This is a genomic window from Enterococcus sp. AZ040, from assembly GCF_050499185.1.
Taxonomy (GTDB): domain Bacteria; phylum Bacillota; class Bacilli; order Lactobacillales; family Enterococcaceae; genus Enterococcus_D; species Enterococcus_D entomosocium.
This window is the reverse complement of sequence record NZ_JBMHEW010000001.1, coordinates 986,612-1,011,415: the sequence shown is the minus strand read 5'-3', so window position 1 is coordinate 1,011,415 and position 24,804 is coordinate 986,612. Positions and strand designations below refer to the sequence as shown.

Here is a 24,804-nt window from a genome sequence, read left to right as displayed (position 1 = left end):
GATTATTTCCTTTAGGATTAGGAAATAATCGTGGGTTTTTATTACAGAATCAATGGCTTTTCTTCAAATGGAAGCCACCGTTCATCAATAAGGGAACGATACCAAGCGGCTGATTTTTTTAATGACCGGGTCCGTTCTTCATTTAACTCAATTCGGACGAGACCATAGCGGTTCTTAAATGCATTCATAGGTGAAACACAATCGGTAAATGCCCAAAGCATATAGCCTTCGCAGTTGGCGCCTTCCTCGACGGCTTTTAGCAGCCAGTAAAGATGTTCGGTAATAAACTGAATCCGATAATCATCTTGGACTTGACCTGTGGCATCCATATACTGTTCTTCATTTTCCCGCCCCATACCATTTTCAGTGATCAGCCATGGAATATTGCCATAATTTTCTTTAAGATAATTAGCCATATCGTACATGACCTTCGGATAGATTTCCCAGCCACGGGAGTTATTCATTTGTTTTCCTGGCAAATCAAATGTCTCATAAAACATTTCTGGATGAAATGGTGTATCCGAATGCCATTGATATCGTGGTGCCCGCACGCGTTTCGGGTAGTACTGATTGACACCTAAGAAATCCACCGTATGGGTGCGGATCGTTTCCAAATCTTCTTCTGTCGGATCAAAGTAGATGTCATAGGTTTGGCAAAGTGTGATAAGTTCCTCTGGATAATGACCTTTGACCATTGGATCAAAAAAGATCCGGTTGAAAAAGAGATCATACATTTTTTGCGCGTTTTGATCCTCCGGTGAGGAAGAGCGTGCGTAAACCATTTCTGGATTTAGCACACAACCGATGCGCCCCTCGTAGCCCTTTTCATGATAGACAGCCACCGCTTGGGCGGACGCCAATACTTTGTGATAGTTCCAAAGCATCCATTTTTTTGTGTTTTGCTCATGGGGCCAGCGGATCGCATCGAGATAGCAACGAGTCTGAATAACGATCGGCTCATTGAAGGTAAACCACTGTTTGACTCGATCACCGTAACGCTCGAAGGCGATTTCGGCATAACGGGTATATAGATCGACCACTTTCCGCGAGCTCCAGCCATCATAGGCATCCATCAAACTAGCTGGCAGTTCATAATGTTCCAAACAAAGCATCGGTTCGACGCCAGCCGCAAGCAATTGGTCGATAAGCTGATCGATATGAGCAGCATAGTCTTCGTCAACGATCAGCTGTTCATGGTCGGTAAAGAAGCGCGCCCAGTTGATCGATGTTCGGTAATGGGTCAAATGAACCTCCTGCATCAGTTCAACATCCTCTGAAAACTTTTCCATAAAATTCGTCGCAACAGCCGGCCCGTAGCCATTATGCCAGACAAAGCGTTCTTCTTTGTACCAGCGGTCGAGATACGAATCTTGCCCTTCTTTCTTTCCTTGCCAGCCTTCTGTCTGCCAAGCAGACGAAGCAGCCCCTAAAATAAATGTTTCAGGTATTTTTACCATTTTTTTAAAACTCCTTTATGCAACTTCATTGGTCGTACGATTCATTACCAAAACAAAAGGTAGATAGATCAAAATCGCCACGACAATACAGATCACTTGCGTGATCACAGCCCCGATATCCCCAGCAGTAGCTAGATAAGCATTGACGATCGGTGGCATCGGCCATGGGACCATTACCACCGCTTTAGCGGCAAAGCCTAGACTTGTCGCCACGTACCCAATCGTTCCTGTTACTAACGGTGTCAGGATAAAGGGAATCGCCAAAATGGGATTCAGCATAATTGGCATTCCGAAGATCACTGGCTCATTGATATTGAAAATCCCAGGTGCTAATGACAATTTAGTGATTTGGCGCATGTCCTCCCGTTTACCGACGATCAAAATTGCAATCAGCAAACCAATCGTCACGCCAGAGCCGCCCATACTCATATACATATCCCAAAACGGCATCGTAATGATATTGGGTACTTCTTTCCCAGCTTCAAAAGCTTCCGTGTTGACGGCGATCGCTGCCAGCAACAATGGTTCTCGAATGGGTTTGACCATCTGGTTCCCATGAATCCCGATGACCCAAAAGACTTGTGCGATAAACATCAACAACAAGATGCCTGGTAAGCCTTGGACGATTCCTTCCAGTGGTCGTTGGACGACATTGTAGATGATATCGTAGGCATACATCCCTGTGAGTGCTTTGATAGAAAAACCAGCGGTGGCGATGATGGTCACGGTGAAAATCGTTGGAAACAATGCCGAAAAACTTGCCGAAACATTCCCTGGAACACTATCAGGCATCGTGATCTGCAGCCGTTTTTGTCTTCCTAGCCACGCATAAAGCTCGATGGAAACGATTGCAACGAACATGCCTAAAAATAGACCTTTCGTGTCCGTGTATTGCTTAGCCAGCACGTTTTCGGCAACCACCGTCGCATCTTCGTGCAAAAATTCAAAGATCATTGGATTAACAGAAAGATAAGACATCACGGCGATGATTCCTGGAAAGACCCCAGAAATCTTATTTAGTTTTGCTAGCTCAATCCCAATCAAAAACACTGCATAGATCGTTAAGAAACTCAATGTCACATAACTGACCGCAGATGAGATTGGTTTTAAACTTTCTAAAAAGCGCAGTACCTCGATTTGTGCCAATCCATTTTCAGCATCAAAAACCATTGCTGAAAACAATGTACCAAATGCCCCTGTAATGATTACTGGAATCAAAGCAGCAAAGGCATTTTTAATGACCATGATGTAGCGTAAATTGTTGATCCTGTTGGCAAATTTTCCCAAAACGTCAGCGAGTCGATCCATAAATCCTTGCATAAAACTCCCTCCTATACCTTATTCTTCAATTGATGGAAAACGATTACATTACAAATGTAATTCATTTATTGAAGAATGTAAACGCAGGAAAAGCCTTTAAAACAGGGTATGTAAAGCTCCACGTTTACATACTTCGTTTTATCACTTATTATTATTTTGAGGTGAAGCAAATGGCGAACTACCATGACATCGCTGCCGATTTACGGAGCAAAATCAATCACGGGTTTTACGAAGAAGAGAAAAAATTGCCGAAGCAATCCGAACTGGCTGCGGATTATCAAACGAGCCGCGTGACGATTCAAAAAGCATTGAATATTTTACAAATGGAAGGCATTATTTACGGTAAAAAAGGCACGGGTACGTTTATCAGGGATTCCTATTCAACCTTCGATTACAACGCCAAGATCAATCGCGGGCTGACCAAGCGCCTTGGAGAAACAGGAAAGATCACCAGCAAGATCATTTCTTTTGCCATTCTTTTTCCAGATGAGAAAGAACAAGAAAAACTAAACATTCGCAGTGACCAGCAAATTTATGATATCGTTCGTTTGCGTCTATTTGACGATATACCCGTTGTTTTAGAATATACCATCATGCCGCTTCATGTCATTCCTGGCATTACCGAAGAAGTCTTAGCCTCTTCCGTCTATAGCTACATCACGAACCAACTCCACTCCTCGATTGGAACATCTGTCCGTCGTATCAAAGCGGATCGTGCAGACACCTACGACCAGCAATACTTAGCTTGTGCTGCCACCGATCCCATTTTAGAAGTGGAACAAACGGTTTACCTCGGCGATGGGACGCCTTTTGAATTTTCCCAATCACGGCACCGCTATGATATGGGGGATTTTATTGTTGTAAATAATTAATACGCTGCGTATCGATCCTCACTCAGAGGCACTCGATACGCAGCGTATTTTACTTAAAATACTGCTGATAGACTGTTTGACCAATTTCTCTTAGCCAACTGATCCCTCGGCCACTACCGGCTTTATCATAGGAAAATGCCGCTATGATGATCGTCGTTTCATTGGCTTGCAAATATGCTACATCGTGTTCGATGCGGTCAAGACGACCTGTCTTATTAAAAATGCGGCAAGAAGGCTGCGCAGTTTCAGCAAAATTCCCCGCTAATCCATCTTGAAATTGCTGCTGATTTAAAGGTGAAAATCCTAGTGCAGCTTCTTCTCGTTCCACACACCTTAGTAGCAGTTTGGCAGCCACCGAGGGTGTCAAGCGGTTCTCTTTGTCTTTGATCGGTCGCATCATATACCGTTCAAATTGGATCTCCGGCTCCTGAATCCATGCCTGAAGCGTGGGCAACCCTACTAAGTCCAATAGTACATTGGTCGCAGTATTATCAGATACGGCGATCATTGCCGTGAGAAGTTCACTGATGGTCCAACCTTTCTTCTGAGGAAAAAGACGGATCACCCCAGCACCCCCTGTCAGATCAACAGGGCTCACACAAATTACCTGTTGGGGATCGATCTTTTTTTCGATGATTTGTTCAAGATAATACGCGTACAAAACAAGCTTACTAATACTCGCTGCCGAAAACGACTTTTGACCCTGATAGTCAACAAGACATTCCGTTGGCGTACCGATCCATACCCCCATTTCCAACGTTTCCTGGTAGTTTTTTAGAATAGGATCAATTGCTACACGCAAGTCATCTTTTCCCATCAAATGCCCCTTTCCTTATGATCATGAAAAAAATGTTCATGAGCATTCCTGTGATTCATTCGGTTGGTTCTACCAATAGCGCGCCACAACTGCGAGCTCTGGTTCATAATTAGAGCCAGTAATTTTGGTTTTCATGACCCGTGATCCGGGTGTTCTTGAATGAATCATTTCGTCATCCCCCAAATATAGACCGACATGATGGACTTCGCCTTTTCCTTCTTCATAAGCAAACAGCAGCAGATCCCCCGGTTGTGCCTGACTGTAAGGCACAGTCTTTGCTTGTTGTGCTTGCTCGATCGTATCTCGGGGGATCAAAATACCATGAAGTCGATGCAGCGAATACATGAATCCAGAACAGTCAAAGCCACTGCCGCTAATGCCTGCCCAGACATAGGGCTGGTTTATAAATTGTTCTGCCAAGGCTATTATTTTTTCTGGGAGCTTTGCCCATGTGTCCGATAGGACGTGAGCAAAAGCTTTAGCGATCGTTGCTGGTCCATTAGGCGTAGCCACTTGATAGGAATCTGCGGTTTCCCCAACAAGTGGTAAAACTGTTCCAAAAGAAACAAGTCGTGTGGTCGAGTCAAAAACAAGCACGGCTTCTTTTGCAATCACACCAATCCTTCTTTTGGCTGTTGCATAGTCTGGTGACAATGGCTTCAATACCTCGTTCGGCAGATAACCCGGATACCCGAGTGGGTGTTTATTGCTTATTTGATCCAAGACGATCACATGGGACCAACGATCCGTTTGGGCGATGACTTCTACAATCGTCCCATATAATACTTCGGAGTCCACTAAGCTTTCCTGATAAAGCCGCATCGTATCTTCATCAGTCAAAAAAGTGTGCAGTGCTTCTAAAGGAAATGCTTTGATTTTTGCTAGTACTTTGTTTTCTTTGGGTTCCTTCCATAAGAAGGAAGAGCCAGCCTGAACAATTTGTTTCATCTTTGCTCCTCTCATAACTGTTTATTCGTTGATTCCTAGTCCGATGCGTTCGGTGACGCTCAAGCTTCCTGGACGCTGAAGAATCCCTTGCATTTCAGGGGAAGTCGTTTGGGTCTCCCACATAAAAGGAACATCCAGATCATAAAATTGGACATCCGCCATCCCCAAGGCAAAATGGGCGGCTGCAGCCATTCCCCCATACCCTTCAATCATCGAACCGACCATCACCGGCATTTGATGCTCTTTTGCCAATTGATAAATTTTTTGTCCCTCTTTGATCCCGCCGCTTTTCATCAATTTAATGTTCATATAATCGCAGCAGTTTTCAGCAATCAAACGTTTGGCATCCTCATAGGAAAAAAGACTTTCGTCTGCCATGATCGGAATCGTCGTCCGAGCAGTCACATAGCTAAGTCCAGCAAAATCATTGGCTTTGACGGGTTGCTCAACAAACTCGATCGGAATGTCTTGCCATTGGTCTAAAATCTGCACCGCTTCTTCTTTGGTCCAGCCTTGATTGGCATCAATTCGAAAGGGGATCTTTCCTGCCAAACGTTCATTGATGCGGCGAATTTTCGCAACCTCCTCTTCGATCGCGTCTACTCCCAGTTTGATTTTCAAGGAGCGAAATCCCGCCTGGATTTTCGCTTGGGCATCATGCAGCATCTGCTCCTGTGAACCAACACTGATCGTATAGTCGGTTGTCAGTGTATTGGCAGAACCACCTAAATAGCGGTAAAGAGGCAAGTTTGCCGCTTTTGCCAGTGCATCATGCAACGCGATATCAATCGCCGCTTTAGGGCTCGTATGATGCTGGATCAACGCATGAAGCTCATCCATTACCAGCAATTGGGCATCTACCTTTCTTCCTAACAGGAACGGGGTAAAGACAGTTTCGATATCTGTTAAAATACTTTCTTTTGTATCACCGGTGATCACTTCGGTAGGTGCTGCTTCTCCGATGCCAACGATCCCATTGTCAAAAGAAAGCAGCACTCGAATCACTTCGACGGCGTGCACTTTTCTGAGCGCCGTTTTAAACGGTGCATTCAGCTGGATCGGAATTAGCTTCGTTTCAACTGCTGTGATTTTCATTCGTGTTCCTCCCAAAAGGAAAAGCCGTTCTTATCTAGCTGGAATGAATGATTCCTCTTCACTGCTAGATAAAGAACGGCTTTATTCCTTGCTCTAGTTGCTGAACGCTTGGCGTTCCTCTTTTCTGCAGTACTGTTTGACTACGTCAGTCGGTAGATGTATGAAAGAATTGTTTTTTTTTACTTATTCTTCGACAAACACATTTTTATAATCATAGGCAGCACCGACACTATGAACGATGAGGCCTTTGATCTTAGGCGACCGCAGATGTGCTTCTGCACTTTGGAAAAGCGGTATAACGCCCAAATCTTCATTTAAGATTTTTTCTGCTTCCACCATATTTTCCCAACGGGCTTCTGGGTCGTTGGCATTTTCATTGGAGGCTTGTTCGATCAATTGGTCGTAGTCATCATTTAGCCATTTCCCACGATTGTAGGAACTGTCTTTTTTGAACAATTCCAAAAAGTTGATTGGATCTGCATAGTCCCCGATCCAATTGTTCATGACCATCTCAAAATCGCCGCTATTGGAACGATCCAAACGAACAGAAAAAGGAACGTTTGTGACTTCGACAGTCAATCCATCCAGTGTTTGCTGCAAGGTTCCTTGAATGTATTCCGCCATTTTTTTCGATTGGTCGGTATCTGAGGTCAGCAGTTCAAAAGACAATGTATCGATACCCAGTTCTGCCTTGGCCTTTTCCCAATACTCTTGGGCTTTTTCTTCGTCAAAGGCTAACTTGGTTGCCGCATCCTCAACAAAGTCAGCTTTTGTCTCTGGATTGAAGGCTAGGTCAGAAGGAACAAAACCGACAGCCGGTAATGAGCCGTTGCCTAAAATATTCTCAACGATTTGTTGCCGATTCATCCTATAAGAAATGGCTTGCCGCAAATTTGCATTTCGAAAAGGCGAATCTTCTGGTGCTTGATTCATTTCTAAATACTGAGTGGTTGCACTAGGCTGAACAATGTAATCAGGATGATTCACATTCTGCATCGCCAATTCACCGCTTAAAATAATGTCATCGGCTTGTCCGCTTTCGTACAAGTTATAAGCAGTCGATGAGTCTTTCACGACATCGAAATTAACTGTTTCAAGTTTGACTGAATCGGCATCCCAATAATCCGGATTTTTTTCCAATGACCACTGGATATCGGTGCCTGGGCCAGCATAATTGGTCAATAGGAATGGTCCATTGTACGCCGCGTTTTCACTTGTTAAGGCGTATTGATCACCAAATTCCTCCACGACACGTTCGTTTTGTGGGAAGAAGGTTGGAAAAGCCAGTAAAGATAAAAAGTAAGGTGTTGGTTTTTCTAACGTGATTTTCAACTCATGATCATTGACTGCTTCGATCCCTAACTCGCTTTTATCTAGCGTCCCATCTGAAATAGCGGCAGCGTTTTTAACGGGTGCCAGCATATAGGCATAATTGGAAGCAGTGGCTGGATCAACTGTTCGCTGCCAACTAAAAACATAATCAGCCGCAGTAACTGAATCGCCATTGGACCATTTTGCCTCTTCCCGCAGTGAAATGGTGTAGGTCAGCCCATCTTCACTGACTTCAGCTTCTTCACTTGCCCCGGCAATCACTGGAACATTGTTCTCATCCAAGCGATAAAGGCCTTCATAAGCATTGTTCAGAGTAATAAAGCTATAAGAGTCGGTTGCTAAAGAAATATCGGCACTGCCCATCTCCGCCGAAAATTGCACATTGATCACTTGCTCTACAGAAGAAGCTGCTGATGAATCCGTCTCGTTTTCTTGATTGCGATTTTGACAAGCTGTTAAAAATAAGCTGCCTAGTAACACAAGCGATACTGCATATTTGCTACGTTTCCCCATTTCTACTCATCCCCTTCTAACATTCAGATAATTCAAAAAATTCTGTTTGTTGTACCGAGTTTACCGCATGTTTATGCAGCCTGTCAATTTAACTCGACCAAAAAATGTAAGAGGTTACATAGTTGTGTCAGAAGCGCTCTTCTGAATGTAAAAATTAGAAAAGAGCGATTTCATGCTAAATATCGTTGAAAGGAGTAGTTCCAAGAAAGCATACAAAAAAGTTCTGATCTCCTAGCGATCAGAACTTTGGCTGCTCTCTTATACATCATTTCGAAGAAAAATGGATAAAAAAACTCCCACTATTTTCCTAACATTTCGCAAAAAAAAAAGAAGACACAAATTTTGTCTTCATAGTGCTTTCTCAGAACCTTCCCACTTTTTCGGCTTTCACTTCAAGGAACAAAAGAAATCTCCTCAGAAAGTAAAATAAACGTATCTATTTTAAAAAGAGAGTGGTACACTAAACAAACGAAGAGTACTGCACGTGAGAAAAGAAAGACTTCCCCAAGTATCCATTTTCTCCAATACTCTTCGGACTCTTCAGTACGTATATTAATTATACGTACTTTTTTCATTTGTTCAAGGCTTTTGAGGAATTTGATCAAAAAATGACTATCGATAAAAAGATTACAAGATTCCATAGCTAATTGACAATCATTCTCAATTAGCGCTATACTAAACCAAATCGTCCCGAGTCAAAGGAGGAATTTCATGTATATCCGTACCGTTGCGTTTGAAGTCATTCCAGAAGGTAAAGACATTTTTCTTGCTAAAATGAAAAAAGATTCCGCCTCAATGAAAACATTTGCTGGCTGTCACTCTGCTGAAGCATGGTTTTCAGAATCAAAAAACAGCCTCGTTTTCCAGTTGGTGTCAAAATGGACTGAGAAAAAAGCCTTTCAAGCTTGGTTAAAACGTCCCGAACATTTGCAAAAGCACCGAGAGGCGTATCGAGCAGAAAAAGAAGGAACTGCAAAACCGAACCTTGTTTTGTCCAAGACCGGTCAAGAATTTGTCTTGATCAATGAAGAACCTACTACTCCTATTTAATGAAAAGAACACCTCTCAAACGCTCAAAGATTGATCGAGCATTTTGAGAGGCGCTTTTTTCTTCTGTGCTTCTTGGCAATTCTACTCCACCGTTCGCTCGTTCAAGGTTCTTCCTTGCTGATCTTTTAATTGTAGCCAACCATTGGTGCCCCCATAGTAAAGAAACATGCCTACCTCGTTGACACTTTTTAATACAACGTCTTCAATCGTGTGTCCCTCTTTGATCGCCGCTTGGTTTTCTTGCCGAATTTTTTCCGCTAAACGAGCAGAAAAACCAACCGATCCGTCTTTATTCAAGGGAATCTCTTGACTCAAAATTGCGCCTTTTTCAATTCGAACCTCGTTGCGTTTTTGCCAATAGACCCTTGCTTTACTTCCTTGATAGTCAACCATGAAGGGTTCATCTTGTAATTCTTTTGACCATTTGTGTCTTGGTTTGCCCCCTTTTTTTGCCTCTTTTGTCGTCTTTTTGCTCGTAGATCCATAGCCAAGAAAATCGATAAATCGATCAAATGGTTTTGCGCTAGCAGCAATGGTTTGCTGCAACTCTTGTGGGATGCCGATGGATGCTTTGGACCCATTGGTTAACTGATATTGTTCTTGATAATAGGCTACTAAGTAAGGAGCCATGATCTCCCAAGGTGGTGTGAGGATCATCAAGCGGTCGTATTCTAACTGGTCGTCAAAGGTTTTATCGTCTGCTACTGAGAAAATTTGGCCGTCTTTGATAAAAAATAGCACAGTATTTTCTTTGACTTGCGCTAAACTTCCCTTAACAATTTGCAGTTGGCCTGCTTCATTCGGCCATTCAAAAAGCAACTGCTGTTCCTCAACCATCGTCTTTTTTAGTTCCATCCTATTCCCTGCTTTCTGTTGTTTTCTCGCCTATTATAGCACTTCTTTTGCTAGGTACCTGAGTCTAAGAATCAAAAAAGAGACTGCTTCTGAGAAACAGTCTTTTTTTAAGGGAATTGGTTTACATGCATGGTTTCATTTTATTTTGATTGGGTGATTACCAATGGATCAGCTAAAAAAGCATTCAACTAGCGCTGGTTGATAGATCTCATTGTATTTTGCAACTACTCGTCCGCAACGTTCTTCGATATCTTCATGATCGATCCCATCGTAGCGGATCACATTTAATACGACACACCGTTCCATTTTTCTGACCACTTCACCGATCACGCGGCTTTGTAAGCCGACTGGTTTACATTCATATGCTTTACCTAATACAATAGTTTCTGCTTCCATAATTCTCTCCTTAAAAACTCATTTTTCTAATTGTATTATCATTTTATCATCTAATTTTAATTAAATAAAGTAATATGCCCGACATTTTTAAATAATAACTAAAAAAAGCGTTCATTATTCAATGAACGCCCCACTTAAAAACATTATGTTGTTTTATAGTTAAAATTAAAAAAAAAGTACTTTATTGACGGCTTGCTACCAATAAAGCAGCAAATTCTTCCAGATATTTCTGATCGATCGCATCATAGCTGTTCGTTTTTCCACTATCGATATCCAGCACTCCAAGCAACTGATCATCAACCACCATGGGAACTACGATTTCAGACATCGCTGCTGAGTCACAAGAAATATAATTTTCATGTTCTTTGACATTGGGTACGATCAATGTGGTTTTTTTCTCTGCTGATTCCCCACAAACCCCTTTGCCTAATGTGATTCTGGTGCAAGAGACTCTTCCTTGGAATGGACCTAAAATCAGTTCGCCTTCTTCAAACAAATAATAGCCGGCAAACACTGTATCTTCCAATGTTTCATTCAGTAAAGCAGAAGAGTTGGCTAGGTTGGCGATCCAATTACTCTCCGCTTCTAGCAACCCTTTTAATTGCAGAAGCATCAATTCATACGCTTCGATTTTTTTATTCATTTTATCACCTCTGTCCTTGATTATAAGCAAAGACAGAGGATTTGTCTTGTCTAAATTATTGGGTATTGGAAACAAAAATTGTGAAAAAAGAAGTTGCCTGAAAAAGTCTAATTGCCAACCTATGCAGCTATCGATTCTGATCGATTGGGTCAATCATTTGTTGAACCTACTCTGCATCAATCACAGTAAAACGAGTATTTTCATGTTGCACTGTTTCAATTTCATCAAGAATTGCTTTGGCTAACGTACCGCTGGAAGTTACTGATTTCTTTTGGTCGTTGAAAAGCAAGTGATCTTTGCCTAAAATCGCTGGTTTAGCTGGTCCCTCTTGAAATAGATTCCCTGGAGAAATCCCGACCCAATGAACATTTTTGACGGTTTCTAAAAAGAGATATTCATCTAACTGATTTTCTGGGATCGCGATCCAGCTTTCACTTCCTGGGGCTTTTTTCAATTCGGTAAGATTGCGTTCACCCGCTTCGTTGAACAGGCTGCCAGCTCCTAAAATGAAGAACAAGCGTGTGTTCTTTTCTCGAAACAGGTGCACTAATTTTGCTGCCAGATCCACATGCAAGTACGCTTGGTCAGGACTTGTCGCAAACGCATCGACCAATACGTCAAACCCGTCGAGGTCTCCTTCTGTTAACGAAAAAGCATCTTTTGTAAGTGTTTTGACTGTATCACCAAATTGTTCTTTGGCTTTAGCTTCATTTCTAACGATAGCAGTCACCTCATGTCCTCGCTGTACTGCTTCTTGATAAATAGCTGAACCTGCATTTCCTGTTGCGCCAATAACACCGATTTTCATGATAATCATCCTTCCTCATCTTTTGTTTGACTAAAACAGTTGTTACTAATCAAGTTACAACTAGAGTATAAAAGAAACTTTCTTTCCTGTCAAGAAATTGCTTAGCAGGTGAAAGTTCTTTTTACTGTGTTGTGTCCGTTCAATCTACTGTTTGGCTTCTCCTCGAATGCCTTCAATGATTGATTGCAACGAGATGGCACTCATCTCCTGCTCGATTTTCTTTTGCAGCACATCATAGGTTTCTTCTAATACCCCTTGAATATTCCCCCCAATTAAGCAGTTGGGGTTGGTTTTTTTGTCTGCATGTAAAAGATGGTGATCTTTTTCAACACTCGCATAAATGTCTAACAAAGAAATCTCATTTGGGTCCTTCGTTAGTTTAGGGTTTGGTTTTCCTCTTTGGCTTTCGATCAATCCAGCAACCCGTAAATCACTCATAATCCGGCGAACATAAGCAGGATTCGTTTCAACGCTCTGGGCGATCCGATCACTTGATAAATCAGTTCCTTTAAAGAGGTGGATGTAAGCGAGGATGTGAATGGCGTCGCTGTATTTGGTTGAATATTTCACTTCGTCTCCACTCCTTTTTCTTGTATCATACCTCTTTTTTAGCATTTAGACAAAGGGGACTGATCAATCTTACAAAACTCAAGAATCCCGTCAAAAAAAACAGCCCTCAAAAAGTTAGCACAAAAGCCTAACTTCTTGAAGGAACTGCATACTGAACCACTTTTTTACTTTTTATTTAAACGATCACTTTGCTAATAGCCATTCATCCATGCTGATTCAAGCTGATTGCCATCGGGATCAACGATTTCATAGCCGACCATCATGTCTTCTGGAATCCCCATGTCAACTTGGAACGATTGGCCGCCATTTTCTTCTGCAATCTTCGCAAAATTCTTCGCTTCTTCTGGCGTATCAAAGCTAAACGCGATCAATGCACTACTCGTGTTCTTCGTATCCCCAATACGTCTGCCATTCAGAAACTGTTGATAAAACTCATGTTCTAACAACATTATCCAAATCGATTCACTCCAAACCATTCCGCTGCTAGTCTCGTTTGAGAACTCTTCATTTTTGACAAATCCCAACGCTTCATAAAAGGAGGTTGCGCGTTTGATATCAGTGACAGGCAAATTTATAAACACCATTTTATTCGCCATTTTCTTGCCTCTTTTCTTTGATAAGTTGTATTGATGAATCCGCTCTCATTATAGCATCTATCGTTGGATTCACAAAAACATCAGACCTTATCCTACGCCGTTGATTTCTATCAGCTCATTCAAAACTCGTTTTTCCAAGCAAAAAAACCTTTGCATGAAAGGCCTTTTGCTTTTATCATCTATGGAAAAGTAACCAGATACGCATCGCATAGAAGCCATTTTTTCGCTAATCAATTCAACTGCAAGCTGATCTGTTTTTTTCAATACTTAAAGCTCAAGTCTTGAATCGATCACGGTAGCTTTCCCACGATAAATTTTTCGATACTCTTTTGGCGTATAAGTAGTTGCTTTTTTAAATTTCTTACTAAAATAATTTGGATCATTGAATCCTGCTCTGACAGAGATTTCACTGATTGATCGATCACTTGTTGATAGTTCTTTTTTGGCAACTTCAATACGATAAATCATCAAGTACAATGAAAAGGTCATTCCTAATGTATTCTTGATCAAACGACTGGTGTGATACCGGCTTAAATGCAGGTGATCTGCTAAAGTATCTAACGTAATATGTTCTCTATAATTTTCATGAATATAGCGCAATATCTTATGTCTTAAAGAAAGCGAAGGAGAAGCCTCATTATTTTTCTCGATGTGTAGCAAGGAAATCTGATTGATGGATTGAATTCCCCGATCCAATGCATAAACAAAATCATTTGTGATCGGTTCGACCAAGTAATCAATCAAGCCGTAACGCAACGCTTTTTGAGCGGTAGCAAAACTTTCTACAGCAGAATACAAAATTGCTTTTGCATTAGGGCAAAATGAAAGCAATACTTTATATAATTCAAAAGAGTCCTCTTCGCCATCCGCATTAATCACTGCAATTTCAACCGGCTGCTCAAGACAGGTACGCTGAAGCGCTTTTTTTGAACAAACCGTCGGAAGCAAGATGACATTCGGAAAATGACGATCGATCAAACGAATCATATCGTTAACTGCTCCATGCTCTTTGCTATCAATGATCAATAAGTTACACACGAAATCTTCTCCTTCGTTTAAAATTCACCCGTTGGTTTTTCTATTTATTTCTCTTGAAAATCAATGACCATTCGCCCTTTGATTTTTCCTGAAAGCATTTCATCAAAAATATCATTGATCTCTTCTAACTGACGCATGACAACTTTAGGAACGACTTTTCCTTCAGCTGCGAATTGGAAAGCTTCTGCTAAATCAGTCCGTGTTCCAACAAGGGAACCGACGATTTTAATACCGTCCAATACAAGTCGAGGAATGTTCAAGTCCATGCTTTCTGGTGGAAGACCAACCGCTACAATCGTACCGCCCGCACGAACGGCATCGACAGCAGAATTGAAGGCTGCTTTTGAAACAGCTGTTACTACAGCTGCATGTGCGCCGCCGGTTGCTTCTTGAATAATTTTTGCCGCATCTTCTTTCGCAGGATTGATCACAAGGTCAGCGCCATGATCTCTTGCAAAGTCCAATTGTTTCTCGTTGATATCAATCCCAATCACTTTTGCATTAAAGACATTTTTTGCATATTGCAAGGCTAGGTTTCCTAATCCTCCTAAACCATAAATCGCGATCCATTGACCTGGTTTAATGTCAGAAACTTTTACCGCTTTATATGTGGTTACACCTGCACAAGTAATGCTGCTGGCTTCAGCAGAACCTAAGCCCTCTGGTACCTTCACTGCATAGTCAGCTACAACGATACACTCTTCAGCCATACCGCCATCTACAGAATATCCGGCGTTTCTAACGGAACGGCATAATGATTCATTCCCGTTCACACAGTATTCGCATGATCCACAGCTTTCATATAACCAAGCGACACTTGCACGGTCACCGATTGCTAGAGAAGTAACATCATCACCGATCGCGACCACTCTACCGATTCCCTCGTGTCCAAGTACGATTCCAGATGCATCTCCGAAGTCACCATCTTTTACATGCAAGTCCGTATGGCAGACACCACAACACTCCATTTTCAATAATGCTTCATTCGGACGAAGCGCTCTCAATTCTTTTTCCTCAATTTTTACAACCTTATCGTTTGATACTACAGCTGCTTTCATAAAGACACCTCTTTCAATTCATTTAAATAAAGAACTTTCTTTTATTTGTGAAGTAATTAACTAACACGAAGAGGTCAGCAATAGCTAGATAAAAGAAAGTTCCCTATCGAGAAGGTTACCATAGAAACCATCAAAAAAAGGGGAATATATTGCTTTTTTTCTGTAATCATTTATGAGAAAAAAATAATGAAATAATTCAAGTTTTTTTCTTAGATTTCAAATTCCATAAACTACAAGGACTAAAAAAACGAAAAAAAATCATCATATAAATAACAAAAGTTTTAATAAAACCTATCAAGAGGAAATTACATAAACATGTAATCTTGGTCTTCCCCATTATTCTCTAATCCTTTTTTTATCAATTCGGTGATTTACGATTTATTTTCTTTCAGGCACTGAGTTTCATATTGGTATTTAACGTGATGTCCCTCATCAGTGTTTTCCTAACAATTTTCACTCCCTTTTTCTCCTTCTCTGCACATAAAAGCAAATAATGCTGAAAGGTGATCGATCAAACAATCTTCAACCTGCAATCTGTCACTATCGGATAGCCGATAAATGACCACAAAAAGTTTCAGTCGATGGCATTGTGTTTCACTCAGACGACTGTTCCCATCAAAATACAAGTTTACCCAGTGGTATGCAGCAATGATCCCCTCCTATTCTTATAGTCGTTTCATGATTTTATCACAACGAATAGAAAGTTTTTGTCACCTCAGACAAAAGAAAAAAGCCCTTGAAATCAAGGGCTTTTGCTTCATCTGATAATAAATGATTAACGACGAATTTCTTTGATACGAGCTGCTTTTCCGTGTAATGCACGTAAGTAGTACAATTTTGCACGACGTACTTTACCGTAACGAACAACTTCGATTTGTGCAACACGTGGTGTGTGCAATGGGAAGGTACGTTCAACACCTACACCGTTTGATACTTTACGAACTGTATAAGTTTCGCTGATACCAGCACCGCGGCGTTTGATAACAACACCTTCAAATAACTGGATACGTTCGCGAGTTCCTTCGACAACTTTCGCGTGAACGCGAACAGTGTCCCCAGGACGGAAAGCTGGGATGTCAGTACGTAATTGTTCTTGAGTTAGTTCTTGAATCAATGGATTCATGTTTATCATTCTCCTTATTCCCAAACATTCTTAAAGCATGAAAGCTCCAGCGGAACATCGTAATAGTTGAGTTTACACTCACTGAAACATCTTACCACAGTCGACCACAGGCTGTAAAGAGAATTTTCTTGTCATCGCGCAGAATATCAAAAAAACTGGCACTATTTTAGTTACCAGCTTTCGCTTCTTCTTCAATTTCTTTTAAAAGCTTCTGCATTTCTTCCGTCAACGGATAATTTTCTAGCATATCAGGTCGGCGCTGAAAGGTGCGGCGCAATGATTCTTTTAATTGCCACTGCTCGATCAATTTATGATTGCCATTCATCAAAACTTCTGGTACTTTCATGCCTTTAAACTCTGCTGGACGTGTATATTGCGGATGTTCTAATAAACCAGTGGAATGAGAATCGGTTTGTGCGGAGGTTTGATTGCCTAAAACTTCTGGTAATAGTCTGACCGTCGCATCGATCATGACCATTGCACCCAATTCGCCGCCAGTCAAGACGTAATCTCCCAGTGACACTTCATCAGTGACCAATGAACGGATTCGTTCATCGTATCCTTCATAATGACCACAAATGAAGACGAGGTGCTCTTCGGTAGAAAATTCTTCTGCCATCTTTTGATCAAAAGGTTTCCCCGCTGGGTCTAAAAGGATCACGCGTTTCTTCGTTTCTGGTGCTGCTTCTTCGATCGCTTTGATATTGTCATAGACAGGTTGGACTTTTAATAACATTCCTGCTCCGCCACCATAAGGATAGTCATCCACTGTTTGATGTTTGTTGTCGGAATAGTCACGGAAATTTGAGACGTTGATTTCTAACAGTCCCTTTTCCCTTGCTTTGCCAATGATCGATTCTCCTAGAGGACCTTCGAACATTCGCGGAAATAGTGTCAATACATCAATTCTCATCGTCTAACAACCCCTCTGGGATTTCCACAGTGACCTGACCATTTTCAAGATCGATCGTGTGGACAACCGACTCGATATAAGGAATCAAGGCATCCTTCTTCCCTTTTCGTTGAACGACCCAAACGTCATTGGCACCTGGTGAAAGGATCTCTTTGACTTTACCAATGATTGTGCCATCTTCTTCGACGACTTCCAGACCAATAATTTCATGGTAGTAAAACTCATTTTCTGCTAAATCCACCAAATCATCCTTGGTAACTTTTAAAATGCCGTTACGAAACGGTTCAACATCGTTAATATTGGGATAGCCCTCAAACGTCACTAAATCAAAGTTTTTGTGTTTGCGATGACCTGAAACAATCAATGTTATTGGCTCTTTATTTTCACGAAAAAGTGTCAATTCGGCCCCTTTACGGTAGCGTTCTTCTGGAAAATCCGTTTGTGATATCACACGTACTTCTCCACGGATTCCATGTGTATTGACGATTTTTCCTACGTTTAAATATTCTGTCACGTTCGTTCCCCATTTCTTCTAACTTCTGTTCTATTTTAGCATAGCAAAGTAGCGAATTCTAGCCGTTTCCTAGCGCCCCATGTTTTCCTCAAAATCATCGCGCGAAAAATGCCCCTTCGACGCTTGATCAAAGGGGCATTGTCCTAATATGAACCTTATTGATTCATAGAAACGGCCATTTTCAATGCTGAACGTGCATCTTGATGTTGCACCGTTCGAAGGGTCTTTTCTTGTTGCCAAACCACTGTAGTTGCTGTATGGTCATTTTTTCCCATATCGATAGTGATTTGACCGACATCAGGCGCTGGGAGCATAGCTTCTTCCAGATACGCTACCACTTCTTTGGCAACCGGAACTGGATCTTGTTCCTCTTGATTGACTGCTCGAACAGTCAATGACCAATTTCCTTCTTGCCAGCTCAAATAACTGGAGCCAGCAGCTCCTTGCATATGCCCAGTAATGCCATATCCGAGATCAACGGCTTGTCCGCCATCATCAGCTGTTACATTGACCGCTGCAGCAGCTTCATCCGCTGATTGATAGTCTTTTGATTGAAAAGCAGCAATCGGTGTTTCCTCGTTCAAAGCCTTGTCATTGAGAGGCAGCTGCTTATCAAGTCCATAATAAAGAATCGAAGCATCGGACTGACTGCCAGCTGTGGCCGCATTCAACACTTTACCTGAAGCAAGTGGAATGTCCTTGGGCAAGACAAGATCAGGGAATGCCGCTTGTATTTGAGCGTAGATATCTGCAGTACTATTCGTGTTTGAAGAATCCCTAGAAGCCGCCTGACTAGAAGACGTACTTGATTGACTTGTTTCTGATTGACTACTTGCTTGCGTTTGGGTACTTTCCACCATACTCGTCGCTGTTGTTTCGGCACTACTGGCTTGACTGGTTTCTGGTTCCTGTTGATTATTGCAGCCAGCTAAGGCGCCCATCGTCAGCAGCGTAACGAATAATCCTAGTTCTTTTTTCATGATGTTCCCCTCCTTATACAAAGAATACCCCTCAATAAAAAAAATGACAAACAAGTCAGATTGTCTGTCATTTTTTTGTTGATTTTTTAAAGATTTGTCACCCAATTTTGCAGTGATTGAAAGCCATCCTTGATCCATTGCCAAACTTGATTGGCGATCGTCGATAGGTCGCCCCAACGAAAGTTTTGTGTCCATTGGTTCAATTGCGTCATGATCTCCTCACGATAGACCCAAATTAAAAAGAGCAACAACAAGATCCCTAGCGTTCGCCAAAGAAAAGAACCAATTTTATAAATAAAGACGAGGATCAAAAGAACGACGATCCATGCGATTAGTTGAGACATACAAGCACCTCCTCCTTTTGATTATCTCAAAACCACCTTTTTTTGTCCTCCATCTTAAGCATGAATTTTACAAAAAAAGCATTCCTCAAAGAGAAATGCTTTTCATTCTTGCTTATTTACCATCAATGATATTCAAACGAACTTTTTTTGGTCCATTTGTCCGTACACTGTAAACGATTGTTCGAATTGCTTTGGCAACCCGACCTTGTTTACCGATGATACGACCAATATCCTCTGGTGCCACAGTAAGATTATATTCCAAGAAATCATCTGACTCTACCAACTCAAGCTTGATATCCTCAGGTTTGGTAACAAGTGGTGAAACGATCGTTAAGACTAATTCTTGCAAATCTTTCATCCAAAGTCACCTTATTTCTTAGTGAATTTTGCTTCGTGGTGTTTTTTCATAACGCCTTCTTTAGAAAGGATGTTACGAACTGTATCTGAAGGTTGCGCACCTTTAGATAACCAATCAAGAACTAAATCTTCTTTGATTGTCACTTCAGCTGGGTCTAGTAAAGGATTGTAAGTACCAACTGTTTCGATGAAACGTCCGTCACGAGGAGAACGTGAATCTGCTACGACGATACGGTAAAAAGGTTTCTTTTTAGAACCCATGCGTTTTAAACGAATTTTTACTGCCATTATTTACACCTCCATTGATTTAATCACAAGAGCTAGTTTAACAGGTTTTTTCGATGGTGTAAAGAGTTTTTTCTTTACAGCTAAAAAAAGTTTCTTCTTTCTTATTTTCTAAGCATGGTTATCTTTTGCCAGAATGAATCAGGACGCGTATCATTAGTAATAGAGAAACTTTTTAAAGTCAAATCGTTTTATTTGCACCATCCACTTACTTTTGGTAAGCTTAATGAGTAGAAAACAACAAGGAGGAAATTTACATGACAAAAAAAATTGGTTTTATCGTCGGCAGTTTACGGGAAGGATCATTTAATAAACTCGTAGCGAAAAAATTCGCATCATTATTACCAGAAGGTTTTGAAGCATCTTTCATCGAAATCGGCAACTTGCCTTTTTACAATGAAGATTTGGAAGTTGAAGGAAAAGTTCCTGCTGAATGGACAGCATTTCGGGAAGCATTAAGCGCCGTTGACGGGGTCTTCTTCTTTACACCAGAATACAATCGTTCTGTTCCTGCAGCATTGAAAAATGCATTAGATGTTGGTTCTCGTCCTTACGGTGCTAGCAGTTGGGGTGGCAAACCAGCTTTGGTTGTCAGCGTTTCTCCAGGAGCGATCGCTGGGTTTGGTGCAAACCATCACCTACGTCAATCATTAGTCTTTTTGGATATGCCTACTCTACAACAACCAGAAGCCTATATCGGTGGAATCACCAACTTGATTGATGAAAACAACGAAATCAACCCAGATACAGTAAGCTTCTTTGAAACGATCATTGCAAAATATATTGAACTCTTTCAACGATTCAACTAATTAAGAATCCAAACAAAAAGACCAAGAAACTCGGCACTGAGTTTCTTGGTCTTTTTACTGTGAAGAATAATCGTTTGCGCTTTTTACTCGCTGCCTGACACAGACTTTCGGACAAAATGAAGTTCTGTCAGTTCCCCCATCTGTTTTGTTTCAACAAACGTCAAGCGTCTCGCATAATCCCCCGGTTCAAACAGTCGCTTGCCCTCTCCTAAAAACACCGGCGCGATTTGAATAAACCATTCATCGATCAAATCAGCTTCCAGCAATGGTTTTAATAAGGAACCCCCACCTACTACCCATACGTTTTCCTCTTGTTTTAATGCTGAAACAAATGCAACTGGATCCGTTGACACTAGGGTTGCATCCGGCAGCGGCTCTTTTCGGGTACGAGAAAAAACATAGTTGGTCTTTTCAGGATATAGCAGTCCATCATCCATCAGTTTTTTTGCTTCTTGATAGGTCTTTCTTCCCATCACGGTCGCGTCGATGGTTGAAAAAAATGCTTCATAGGTCGTTGCAACACCGGTATCAGTTTGAAACAGCCAGTCCAGTTGATCCTCCATACCTGCTAAATAGCCATCGAGGCTGATTGCACCATAAAATACCACTTTTCCCAATTAGGCTCACTCCTTTATTTTTACGATTGCTTCTGACCTTCGACAAACACAAGTGACTAAGTGATCATTAACCATGCCGACCGCTTCCATAAACGCGTAAATAGTTGTCGTTCCGACAAATTTAAAGCCTCGCTTTTTCAAGTCTTTTGCTAGCTGATCGGAGATTTCCGAATGGGTCGGTACATCGGATTGCTGCTGAAATTCATTGATGACTGGCTCATGATTGACATATCGCCACAAGAATGCGGAGAAACTGCCGTATTCTTGCTGGATTTTTAAAACTTCTTGGGCATTGATGATCGCTGCTTCAATCTTTCGTCGATTGCGAATGATTCCTGGATTCATCATCAGTTCTTCCACTTTTTCTTCCGTATAGTTCGCTACTTTTATGATATTAAACTGATCGTATGCTGCATCGAAATTCGCCATCTTGTTTAAAATCGTTTGCCAGCTCAATCCTGCTTGATTCATATCTAACACCAGTTTTCGAAACAACTGCTGATCCTCATACTCAGGTTTTCCCCATACCGTATCATGATACTCCTGCATTGCTGGTGTACTGTTGGCCCATTCACATCGCTCCATTGTCCTCATCAGCTCCTTTTTGTTTATTTTATCATAAATGACTTTACTTCCACCAGTGTACTACGTATACTAGTACACATAAATGAAAGGAGCTGATTTTGTGGTTCGCATTAACAAAGCCAGCAGCAAACCTTACTATGAGCAATTGGTTTTAAGTATCAAAGAAGATATTCTGAACGGTGTTCTAATCGCCGGAGACCAAGTACCTTCGGTTCGTGAAATGGCCAAGCGCCTGTTGATGAATCCAAATACCGTCAGCAAAGCCTACAAAGTATTGGAAAATGAGCAAGTACTTGTGTCCATCAAAGGAAAAGGCACCTTTGTGAAAGTTACTGAGGATCTGCCACGCGATGAGATTCGGATCTTACAAGTGAAAGAACGTTTGAAAGAATTGGTGATCGAAGCACGCCATTTACAGATCAGCATGCGTGAGCTGAGCGATTGGATGAATGGCTTTGAACAAGAGTTAGGAGGCGATCCACAGTGAAGATCGAGCATGTGACCAAGAAAATGGAACAAACAATTGTCTTAGAAAACGTGAACTTCTCTTTGGAAAAAGGAGAGCTCGTAGGATTAATCGGCCGCAATGGTTCTGGGAAAACCACGTTGTTTCGGACGATTGCTGGGCATTATTTACTAGATGATGGGGAGATTTCCATCGATAACCAACGCCTGGATCAGCATCCGCAATTAAAAGAACAACTTTTTTATATTGATGAAAAAGAAAACTTTCTTTCGGCCTACTCTTTGAAAAAGCTCAATCAATTTTATCGGCTTGCTTATCCAAATTTCGATCAGAATCTTTACTTAGAATTGATGCAAAGTCACGGTCTTCCTCTGACGCTTTCCTACCGACGGATGTCAAAAGGTATGCAAGGTCTTTATAAAATGATTCTTGCGATCGCCTCAAATGCGACGTTCTTACTGTTAGACGAACCTTTTGATGGGCTTGATGTGATCGTCCGTAAAAAAGTGATTGGATTATTGCTGGAAAGCCTCAGCGAGTCGAATCGTACCGCCTTAATCGCTTCTCATAATCTAAATGAATTAGAACATATTATTGATCGTGCCTTGTTGATCAAAGGGAAAACGATTGAAGGAGACTACCGTTTGGAAACGATTCGCGAACAATCTCGCAAACTCCAACTCGTCTTTCGCAGCAAACTGATTCCTCCCCTTATCAAGCAGCACTCCAAGCTGATTCAAAAACAAGGTCGAGTCTTGACTGCTTTGTTTGACAATTACACAGAGGAGCTGGCGGCTGAGATCCAGCAACTTGATCCTTTGGTTTTCGAAGAATTACCTTTGACTTTGGAAGATCTGTTTGAAGCAAATTTACGACAAGAAGCATTGGTGGAAGGATAGAGGTGGAAAACGATGTTAAGCAATATATTTAAAGAACGCTACGGTAAGCTGTTGATCGGTTTTTGTTTTGTCGTGCTCTTCATGTATCTTAGTGCTGGCTGGCAATCACAAAATTCTTGGCACCAGCAAGAACGTTATTTGGCATCTGAGGAATTTATCAAAGATTTTAACGAAAATCGAGAATACTATGTCAAAAGCTACAACGGTGAAACCCCGGTTTACTTTGATTCGGCAGCAGAGTACCGCGATACGGTATTGACAATCAACAAAGAGTACTCAGATGATTTTTATTACAATCGCCCGTATATGACCACCATGAATCAATTTGTGATTGTCTTCCTGTTTATTTGGGGCTTTTTGTCCTTTTTTGTCGATGGCCGCACCAATTTCAATCGCTTTTTATTTGCTTTACCCTTTAGCAGAAAGCACGTCTTTCGAAAGAAACTGCTTTTTATCGGCTTACCCTTGACCGCTTGTTTAGTGTTGGGCCTGTTAGGTCATATCCTGATCGAATACACAATGATCCCGGCTCGCTATCTCGCTGTGCCGCTTCAAGACGTGCTGCTTTCCGCCCTTAGTACTTTGGCAACGAATCTACTCGTATTTGCTGTCGGCATCTTGTTGGGCGTTTTACTGGGGAATCTGTTTACTGGCGTGCTGTCGGTGTTCTTCACTCTTTCTCTAGGAACAATGGGGTATAGCTTTTTCCAATGTACCCGCGAGTTTTTTAGTTTTGTATTTCTTGGTCATGGGGATTTTCTGCTTCCTTTTCAAACGTGGATCGATTGGCCGCAAGGATATGTCTATCCTTGGTGGCTACTGCTCCTTTACCTCGGTTTGAGCGGCTTGCTGATTCTTGCTGCCGAAAAAGTGTTCTCGAAAATTTCTTTAGAAAATGACGGTGATTATTTAACGATCCCTAAATTGCGCGCCCCGGTTTATTGGCTGCTTTCTTTAGGAACCTGGTTCTATCTATCCATGATTTCTTATTACCCGCTAGAAATTTTTTACCGTGATCTCTATGAGGGGTATGATGTCAGTCTTTGGAACATCATCCTTCGGCTTGGCTTGTTGCTGGTTGCTTGCTTATTCATCAGTTTATTGCTTGTCTATCCTAAAGCACTGATGAATTGGTGGTACAAACGAAAAAACAAACAGGTCAGCAATATTTAAAAAAGCGTCCCTACAACAAGAAATTGTTGCCGGGACGCTTTTATGTTTAATGTTTAGGTTTGTCGTCGTCTTTTTTGTCAAAGAAGTCATTTACTTTGCGAGAAACATCATCCGCAAAATCTTCAACCTTATCTTTGGCTTTCCCATATTTATTTTGGGTTTTCCCTTTTAACTCCTCGGAGTCATCTCCTGTAAGTTTCCCTTTTGTTTCGGTTACTTTTCCTTCAATGCGATCCTTGTTTGTCATCGTAAAAACTCCTTTCATACTTGCTATAAATTAATAGTAGCATCATTTGCCAGAAAGCACGAATGTTCTGCTTCTATCTTATCCTTTGAGTTGTCCGCAACGATAGTTCTTCGCTATTTTTGAC

General features: G+C 41.4%; 30 protein-coding genes. 6 read left to right on the top strand and 24 right to left on the bottom strand.

What is annotated here, in order from left to right; all coding sequences use genetic code 11:
• Positions 1-41: 41 nt before the first annotated feature.
• Positions 42-1,457, bottom strand: a complete 1,416-nt coding sequence (locus tag IGK63_RS04595) for a glycoside hydrolase family 1 protein (RefSeq protein WP_429972454.1) — start codon at positions 1,455-1,457, stop codon at positions 42-44.
• A 15-nt stretch (positions 1,458-1,472) separates the two neighbouring features.
• Positions 1,473-2,777: a PTS sugar transporter subunit IIC gene (locus IGK63_RS04590; protein WP_429972453.1), complete on the bottom strand. Its 1,305-nt coding sequence runs from the start codon at positions 2,775-2,777 to the stop codon at positions 1,473-1,475.
• A gap of 170 nt (positions 2,778-2,947) precedes the next feature.
• Here IGK63_RS04590 and IGK63_RS04585 point away from each other — a divergent pair, with 170 nt between their 5' ends.
• The gene (locus tag IGK63_RS04585) at positions 2,948-3,649 is read left to right on the top strand and encodes a GntR family transcriptional regulator (protein WP_042890247.1); all 702 of its coding nucleotides are present in this window, start codon (positions 2,948-2,950) and stop codon (positions 3,647-3,649) included.
• Positions 3,650-3,698: 49 nt separating this feature from the next.
• On the opposite strand, the gene IGK63_RS04580 is transcribed toward IGK63_RS04585, so the two are convergent.
• The 4 genes from IGK63_RS04580 to IGK63_RS04565 all read right to left on the bottom strand — a co-directional run bounded on the left by IGK63_RS04580 (position 3,699) and on the right by IGK63_RS04565 (position 8,354).
• Positions 3,699-4,466 (bottom strand): serine hydrolase, encoded by a 768-nt coding sequence (locus IGK63_RS04580; protein WP_144330723.1) that lies wholly within the window; start codon positions 4,464-4,466, stop codon positions 3,699-3,701.
• Positions 4,467-4,535: 69 nt separating this feature from the next.
• Entirely contained in the window at positions 4,536-5,414 is an 879-nt protein-coding gene (locus IGK63_RS04575; protein WP_196044231.1) for a C40 family peptidase, read from the bottom strand.
• Between the two features lie 21 nt (positions 5,415-5,435).
• Positions 5,436-6,509 (bottom strand): dipeptide epimerase, encoded by a 1,074-nt coding sequence (locus tag IGK63_RS04570; protein WP_429972452.1) that lies wholly within the window; start codon positions 6,507-6,509, stop codon positions 5,436-5,438.
• Positions 6,510-6,692: 183 nt separating this feature from the next.
• The gene (locus IGK63_RS04565) at positions 6,693-8,354 is read right to left on the bottom strand and encodes a peptide ABC transporter substrate-binding protein (RefSeq protein WP_429972451.1); all 1,662 of its coding nucleotides are present in this window, start codon (positions 8,352-8,354) and stop codon (positions 6,693-6,695) included.
• Positions 8,355-9,065: 711 nt separating this feature from the next.
• On the opposite strand from IGK63_RS04565, the gene IGK63_RS04560 reads away from it, so the two are divergent.
• Entirely contained in the window at positions 9,066-9,404 is a 339-nt protein-coding gene (locus IGK63_RS04560) for an antibiotic biosynthesis monooxygenase family protein (RefSeq protein ID WP_422708651.1), read from the top strand.
• An 81-nt stretch (positions 9,405-9,485) separates the two neighbouring features.
• Here IGK63_RS04560 and IGK63_RS04555 read toward each other — a convergent pair whose 3' ends face one another.
• The 15 genes from IGK63_RS04555 to rpsP all read right to left on the bottom strand — a co-directional run bounded on the left by IGK63_RS04555 (position 9,486) and on the right by rpsP (position 19,887).
• A complete protein-coding gene (locus tag IGK63_RS04555) occupies positions 9,486-10,259 on the bottom strand; it encodes a hypothetical protein (RefSeq protein ID WP_218193508.1) in 774 nt (257 codons plus the stop codon).
• A 168-nt stretch (positions 10,260-10,427) separates the two neighbouring features.
• Complete coding sequence (locus IGK63_RS04550) at positions 10,428-10,655, bottom strand: hypothetical protein (RefSeq protein ID WP_005237217.1); 228 nt, start codon at positions 10,653-10,655, stop codon at positions 10,428-10,430.
• A 181-nt stretch (positions 10,656-10,836) separates the two neighbouring features.
• Entirely contained in the window at positions 10,837-11,298 is a 462-nt protein-coding gene (locus IGK63_RS04545; RefSeq protein ID WP_008377623.1) for a GAF domain-containing protein, read from the bottom strand.
• A gap of 166 nt (positions 11,299-11,464) precedes the next feature.
• Positions 11,465-12,115 carry an NAD(P)H-binding protein gene (locus IGK63_RS04540; protein WP_082741566.1) on the bottom strand — a complete coding sequence of 217 codons (651 nt, stop codon included), beginning with the start codon at positions 12,113-12,115 and terminating at the stop codon, positions 11,465-11,467.
• 135 nt (positions 12,116-12,250) lie between these two features.
• A complete protein-coding gene (locus IGK63_RS04535; RefSeq protein WP_429972450.1) occupies positions 12,251-12,676 on the bottom strand; it encodes an Rrf2 family transcriptional regulator in 426 nt (141 codons plus the stop codon).
• 191 nt (positions 12,677-12,867) lie between these two features.
• Positions 12,868-13,272, bottom strand: coding sequence for a VOC family protein (locus IGK63_RS04530; protein WP_429972449.1), 405 nt, complete (start codon positions 13,270-13,272; stop codon positions 12,868-12,870).
• Positions 13,273-13,539: 267 nt separating this feature from the next.
• Positions 13,540-14,259, bottom strand: coding sequence for an AraC family transcriptional regulator (locus IGK63_RS04525; RefSeq protein WP_176285408.1), 720 nt, complete (start codon positions 14,257-14,259; stop codon positions 13,540-13,542).
• A gap of 95 nt (positions 14,260-14,354) precedes the next feature.
• Complete coding sequence (gene adhP, locus IGK63_RS04520; protein WP_008377614.1) at positions 14,355-15,368, bottom strand: alcohol dehydrogenase AdhP; 1,014 nt, start codon at positions 15,366-15,368, stop codon at positions 14,355-14,357.
• Between the two features lie 775 nt (positions 15,369-16,143).
• Positions 16,144-16,491, bottom strand: coding sequence for a 50S ribosomal protein L19 (gene rplS, locus IGK63_RS04515; protein ID WP_002357176.1), 348 nt, complete (start codon positions 16,489-16,491; stop codon positions 16,144-16,146).
• Positions 16,492-16,657: 166 nt separating this feature from the next.
• Complete coding sequence (gene trmD / locus IGK63_RS04510) at positions 16,658-17,404, bottom strand: tRNA (guanosine(37)-N1)-methyltransferase TrmD (RefSeq protein ID WP_005237230.1); 747 nt, start codon at positions 17,402-17,404, stop codon at positions 16,658-16,660.
• Positions 17,394-17,918 carry a ribosome maturation factor RimM gene (gene rimM, locus IGK63_RS04505; protein WP_005237231.1) on the bottom strand — a complete coding sequence of 175 codons (525 nt, stop codon included), beginning with the start codon at positions 17,916-17,918 and terminating at the stop codon, positions 17,394-17,396. The genes trmD and rimM overlap by 11 nt, the downstream gene beginning before the upstream one ends.
• 155 nt (positions 17,919-18,073) lie before the next feature.
• Complete coding sequence (locus IGK63_RS04500; protein WP_429972448.1) at positions 18,074-18,898, bottom strand: hypothetical protein; 825 nt, start codon at positions 18,896-18,898, stop codon at positions 18,074-18,076.
• An 86-nt stretch (positions 18,899-18,984) separates the two neighbouring features.
• Positions 18,985-19,242 (bottom strand): hypothetical protein, encoded by a 258-nt coding sequence (locus IGK63_RS04495; RefSeq protein ID WP_005228919.1) that lies wholly within the window; start codon positions 19,240-19,242, stop codon positions 18,985-18,987.
• A 112-nt stretch (positions 19,243-19,354) separates the two neighbouring features.
• Positions 19,355-19,600: a KH domain-containing protein gene (locus tag IGK63_RS04490; protein WP_005228918.1), complete on the bottom strand. Its 246-nt coding sequence runs from the start codon at positions 19,598-19,600 to the stop codon at positions 19,355-19,357.
• A gap of 11 nt (positions 19,601-19,611) precedes the next feature.
• On the bottom strand, positions 19,612-19,887 hold the full coding sequence (gene rpsP, locus IGK63_RS04485; protein ID WP_005228917.1) for a 30S ribosomal protein S16: 276 nt from the start codon (positions 19,885-19,887) through the stop codon (positions 19,612-19,614).
• Positions 19,888-20,141: 254 nt separating this feature from the next.
• Between rpsP and IGK63_RS04480 the strand changes: the two genes are divergently transcribed.
• Entirely contained in the window at positions 20,142-20,693 is a 552-nt protein-coding gene (locus IGK63_RS04480; protein ID WP_016613846.1) for an NADPH-dependent FMN reductase, read from the top strand.
• Positions 20,694-20,776: 83 nt separating this feature from the next.
• Here IGK63_RS04480 and IGK63_RS04475 read toward each other — a convergent pair whose 3' ends face one another.
• Positions 20,777-21,310 carry a dihydrofolate reductase family protein gene (locus IGK63_RS04475; RefSeq protein ID WP_034872479.1) on the bottom strand — a complete coding sequence of 178 codons (534 nt, stop codon included), beginning with the start codon at positions 21,308-21,310 and terminating at the stop codon, positions 20,777-20,779.
• 6 nt (positions 21,311-21,316) lie between these two features.
• Positions 21,317-21,895, bottom strand: a complete 579-nt coding sequence (locus tag IGK63_RS04470; protein WP_016619836.1) for a DNA-3-methyladenine glycosylase I — start codon at positions 21,893-21,895, stop codon at positions 21,317-21,319.
• Positions 21,896-21,995: 100 nt separating this feature from the next.
• Between IGK63_RS04470 and IGK63_RS04465 the strand changes: the two genes are divergently transcribed.
• From IGK63_RS04465 to IGK63_RS04455, 3 genes are read left to right on the top strand one after another with little or no spacing between them, the layout of a single operon-like run.
• On the top strand, positions 21,996-22,382 hold the full coding sequence (locus IGK63_RS04465) for a GntR family transcriptional regulator (protein WP_429972447.1): 387 nt from the start codon (positions 21,996-21,998) through the stop codon (positions 22,380-22,382).
• The gene (locus IGK63_RS04460; RefSeq protein WP_016613842.1) at positions 22,379-23,260 is read left to right on the top strand and encodes an ABC transporter ATP-binding protein; all 882 of its coding nucleotides are present in this window, start codon (positions 22,379-22,381) and stop codon (positions 23,258-23,260) included. Before IGK63_RS04465 ends, IGK63_RS04460 begins: the two co-directional genes overlap by 4 nt.
• Before the next feature lie 12 nt (positions 23,261-23,272).
• Positions 23,273-24,433 carry an ABC transporter permease gene (locus IGK63_RS04455; protein ID WP_429972446.1) on the top strand — a complete coding sequence of 387 codons (1,161 nt, stop codon included), beginning with the start codon at positions 23,273-23,275 and terminating at the stop codon, positions 24,431-24,433.
• 46 nt (positions 24,434-24,479) lie between these two features.
• On the opposite strand, the gene IGK63_RS04450 is transcribed toward IGK63_RS04455, so the two are convergent.
• The gene (locus tag IGK63_RS04450; protein WP_008377398.1) at positions 24,480-24,680 is read right to left on the bottom strand and encodes a CsbD family protein; all 201 of its coding nucleotides are present in this window, start codon (positions 24,678-24,680) and stop codon (positions 24,480-24,482) included.
• Positions 24,681-24,804 lie beyond the last annotated feature (124 nt).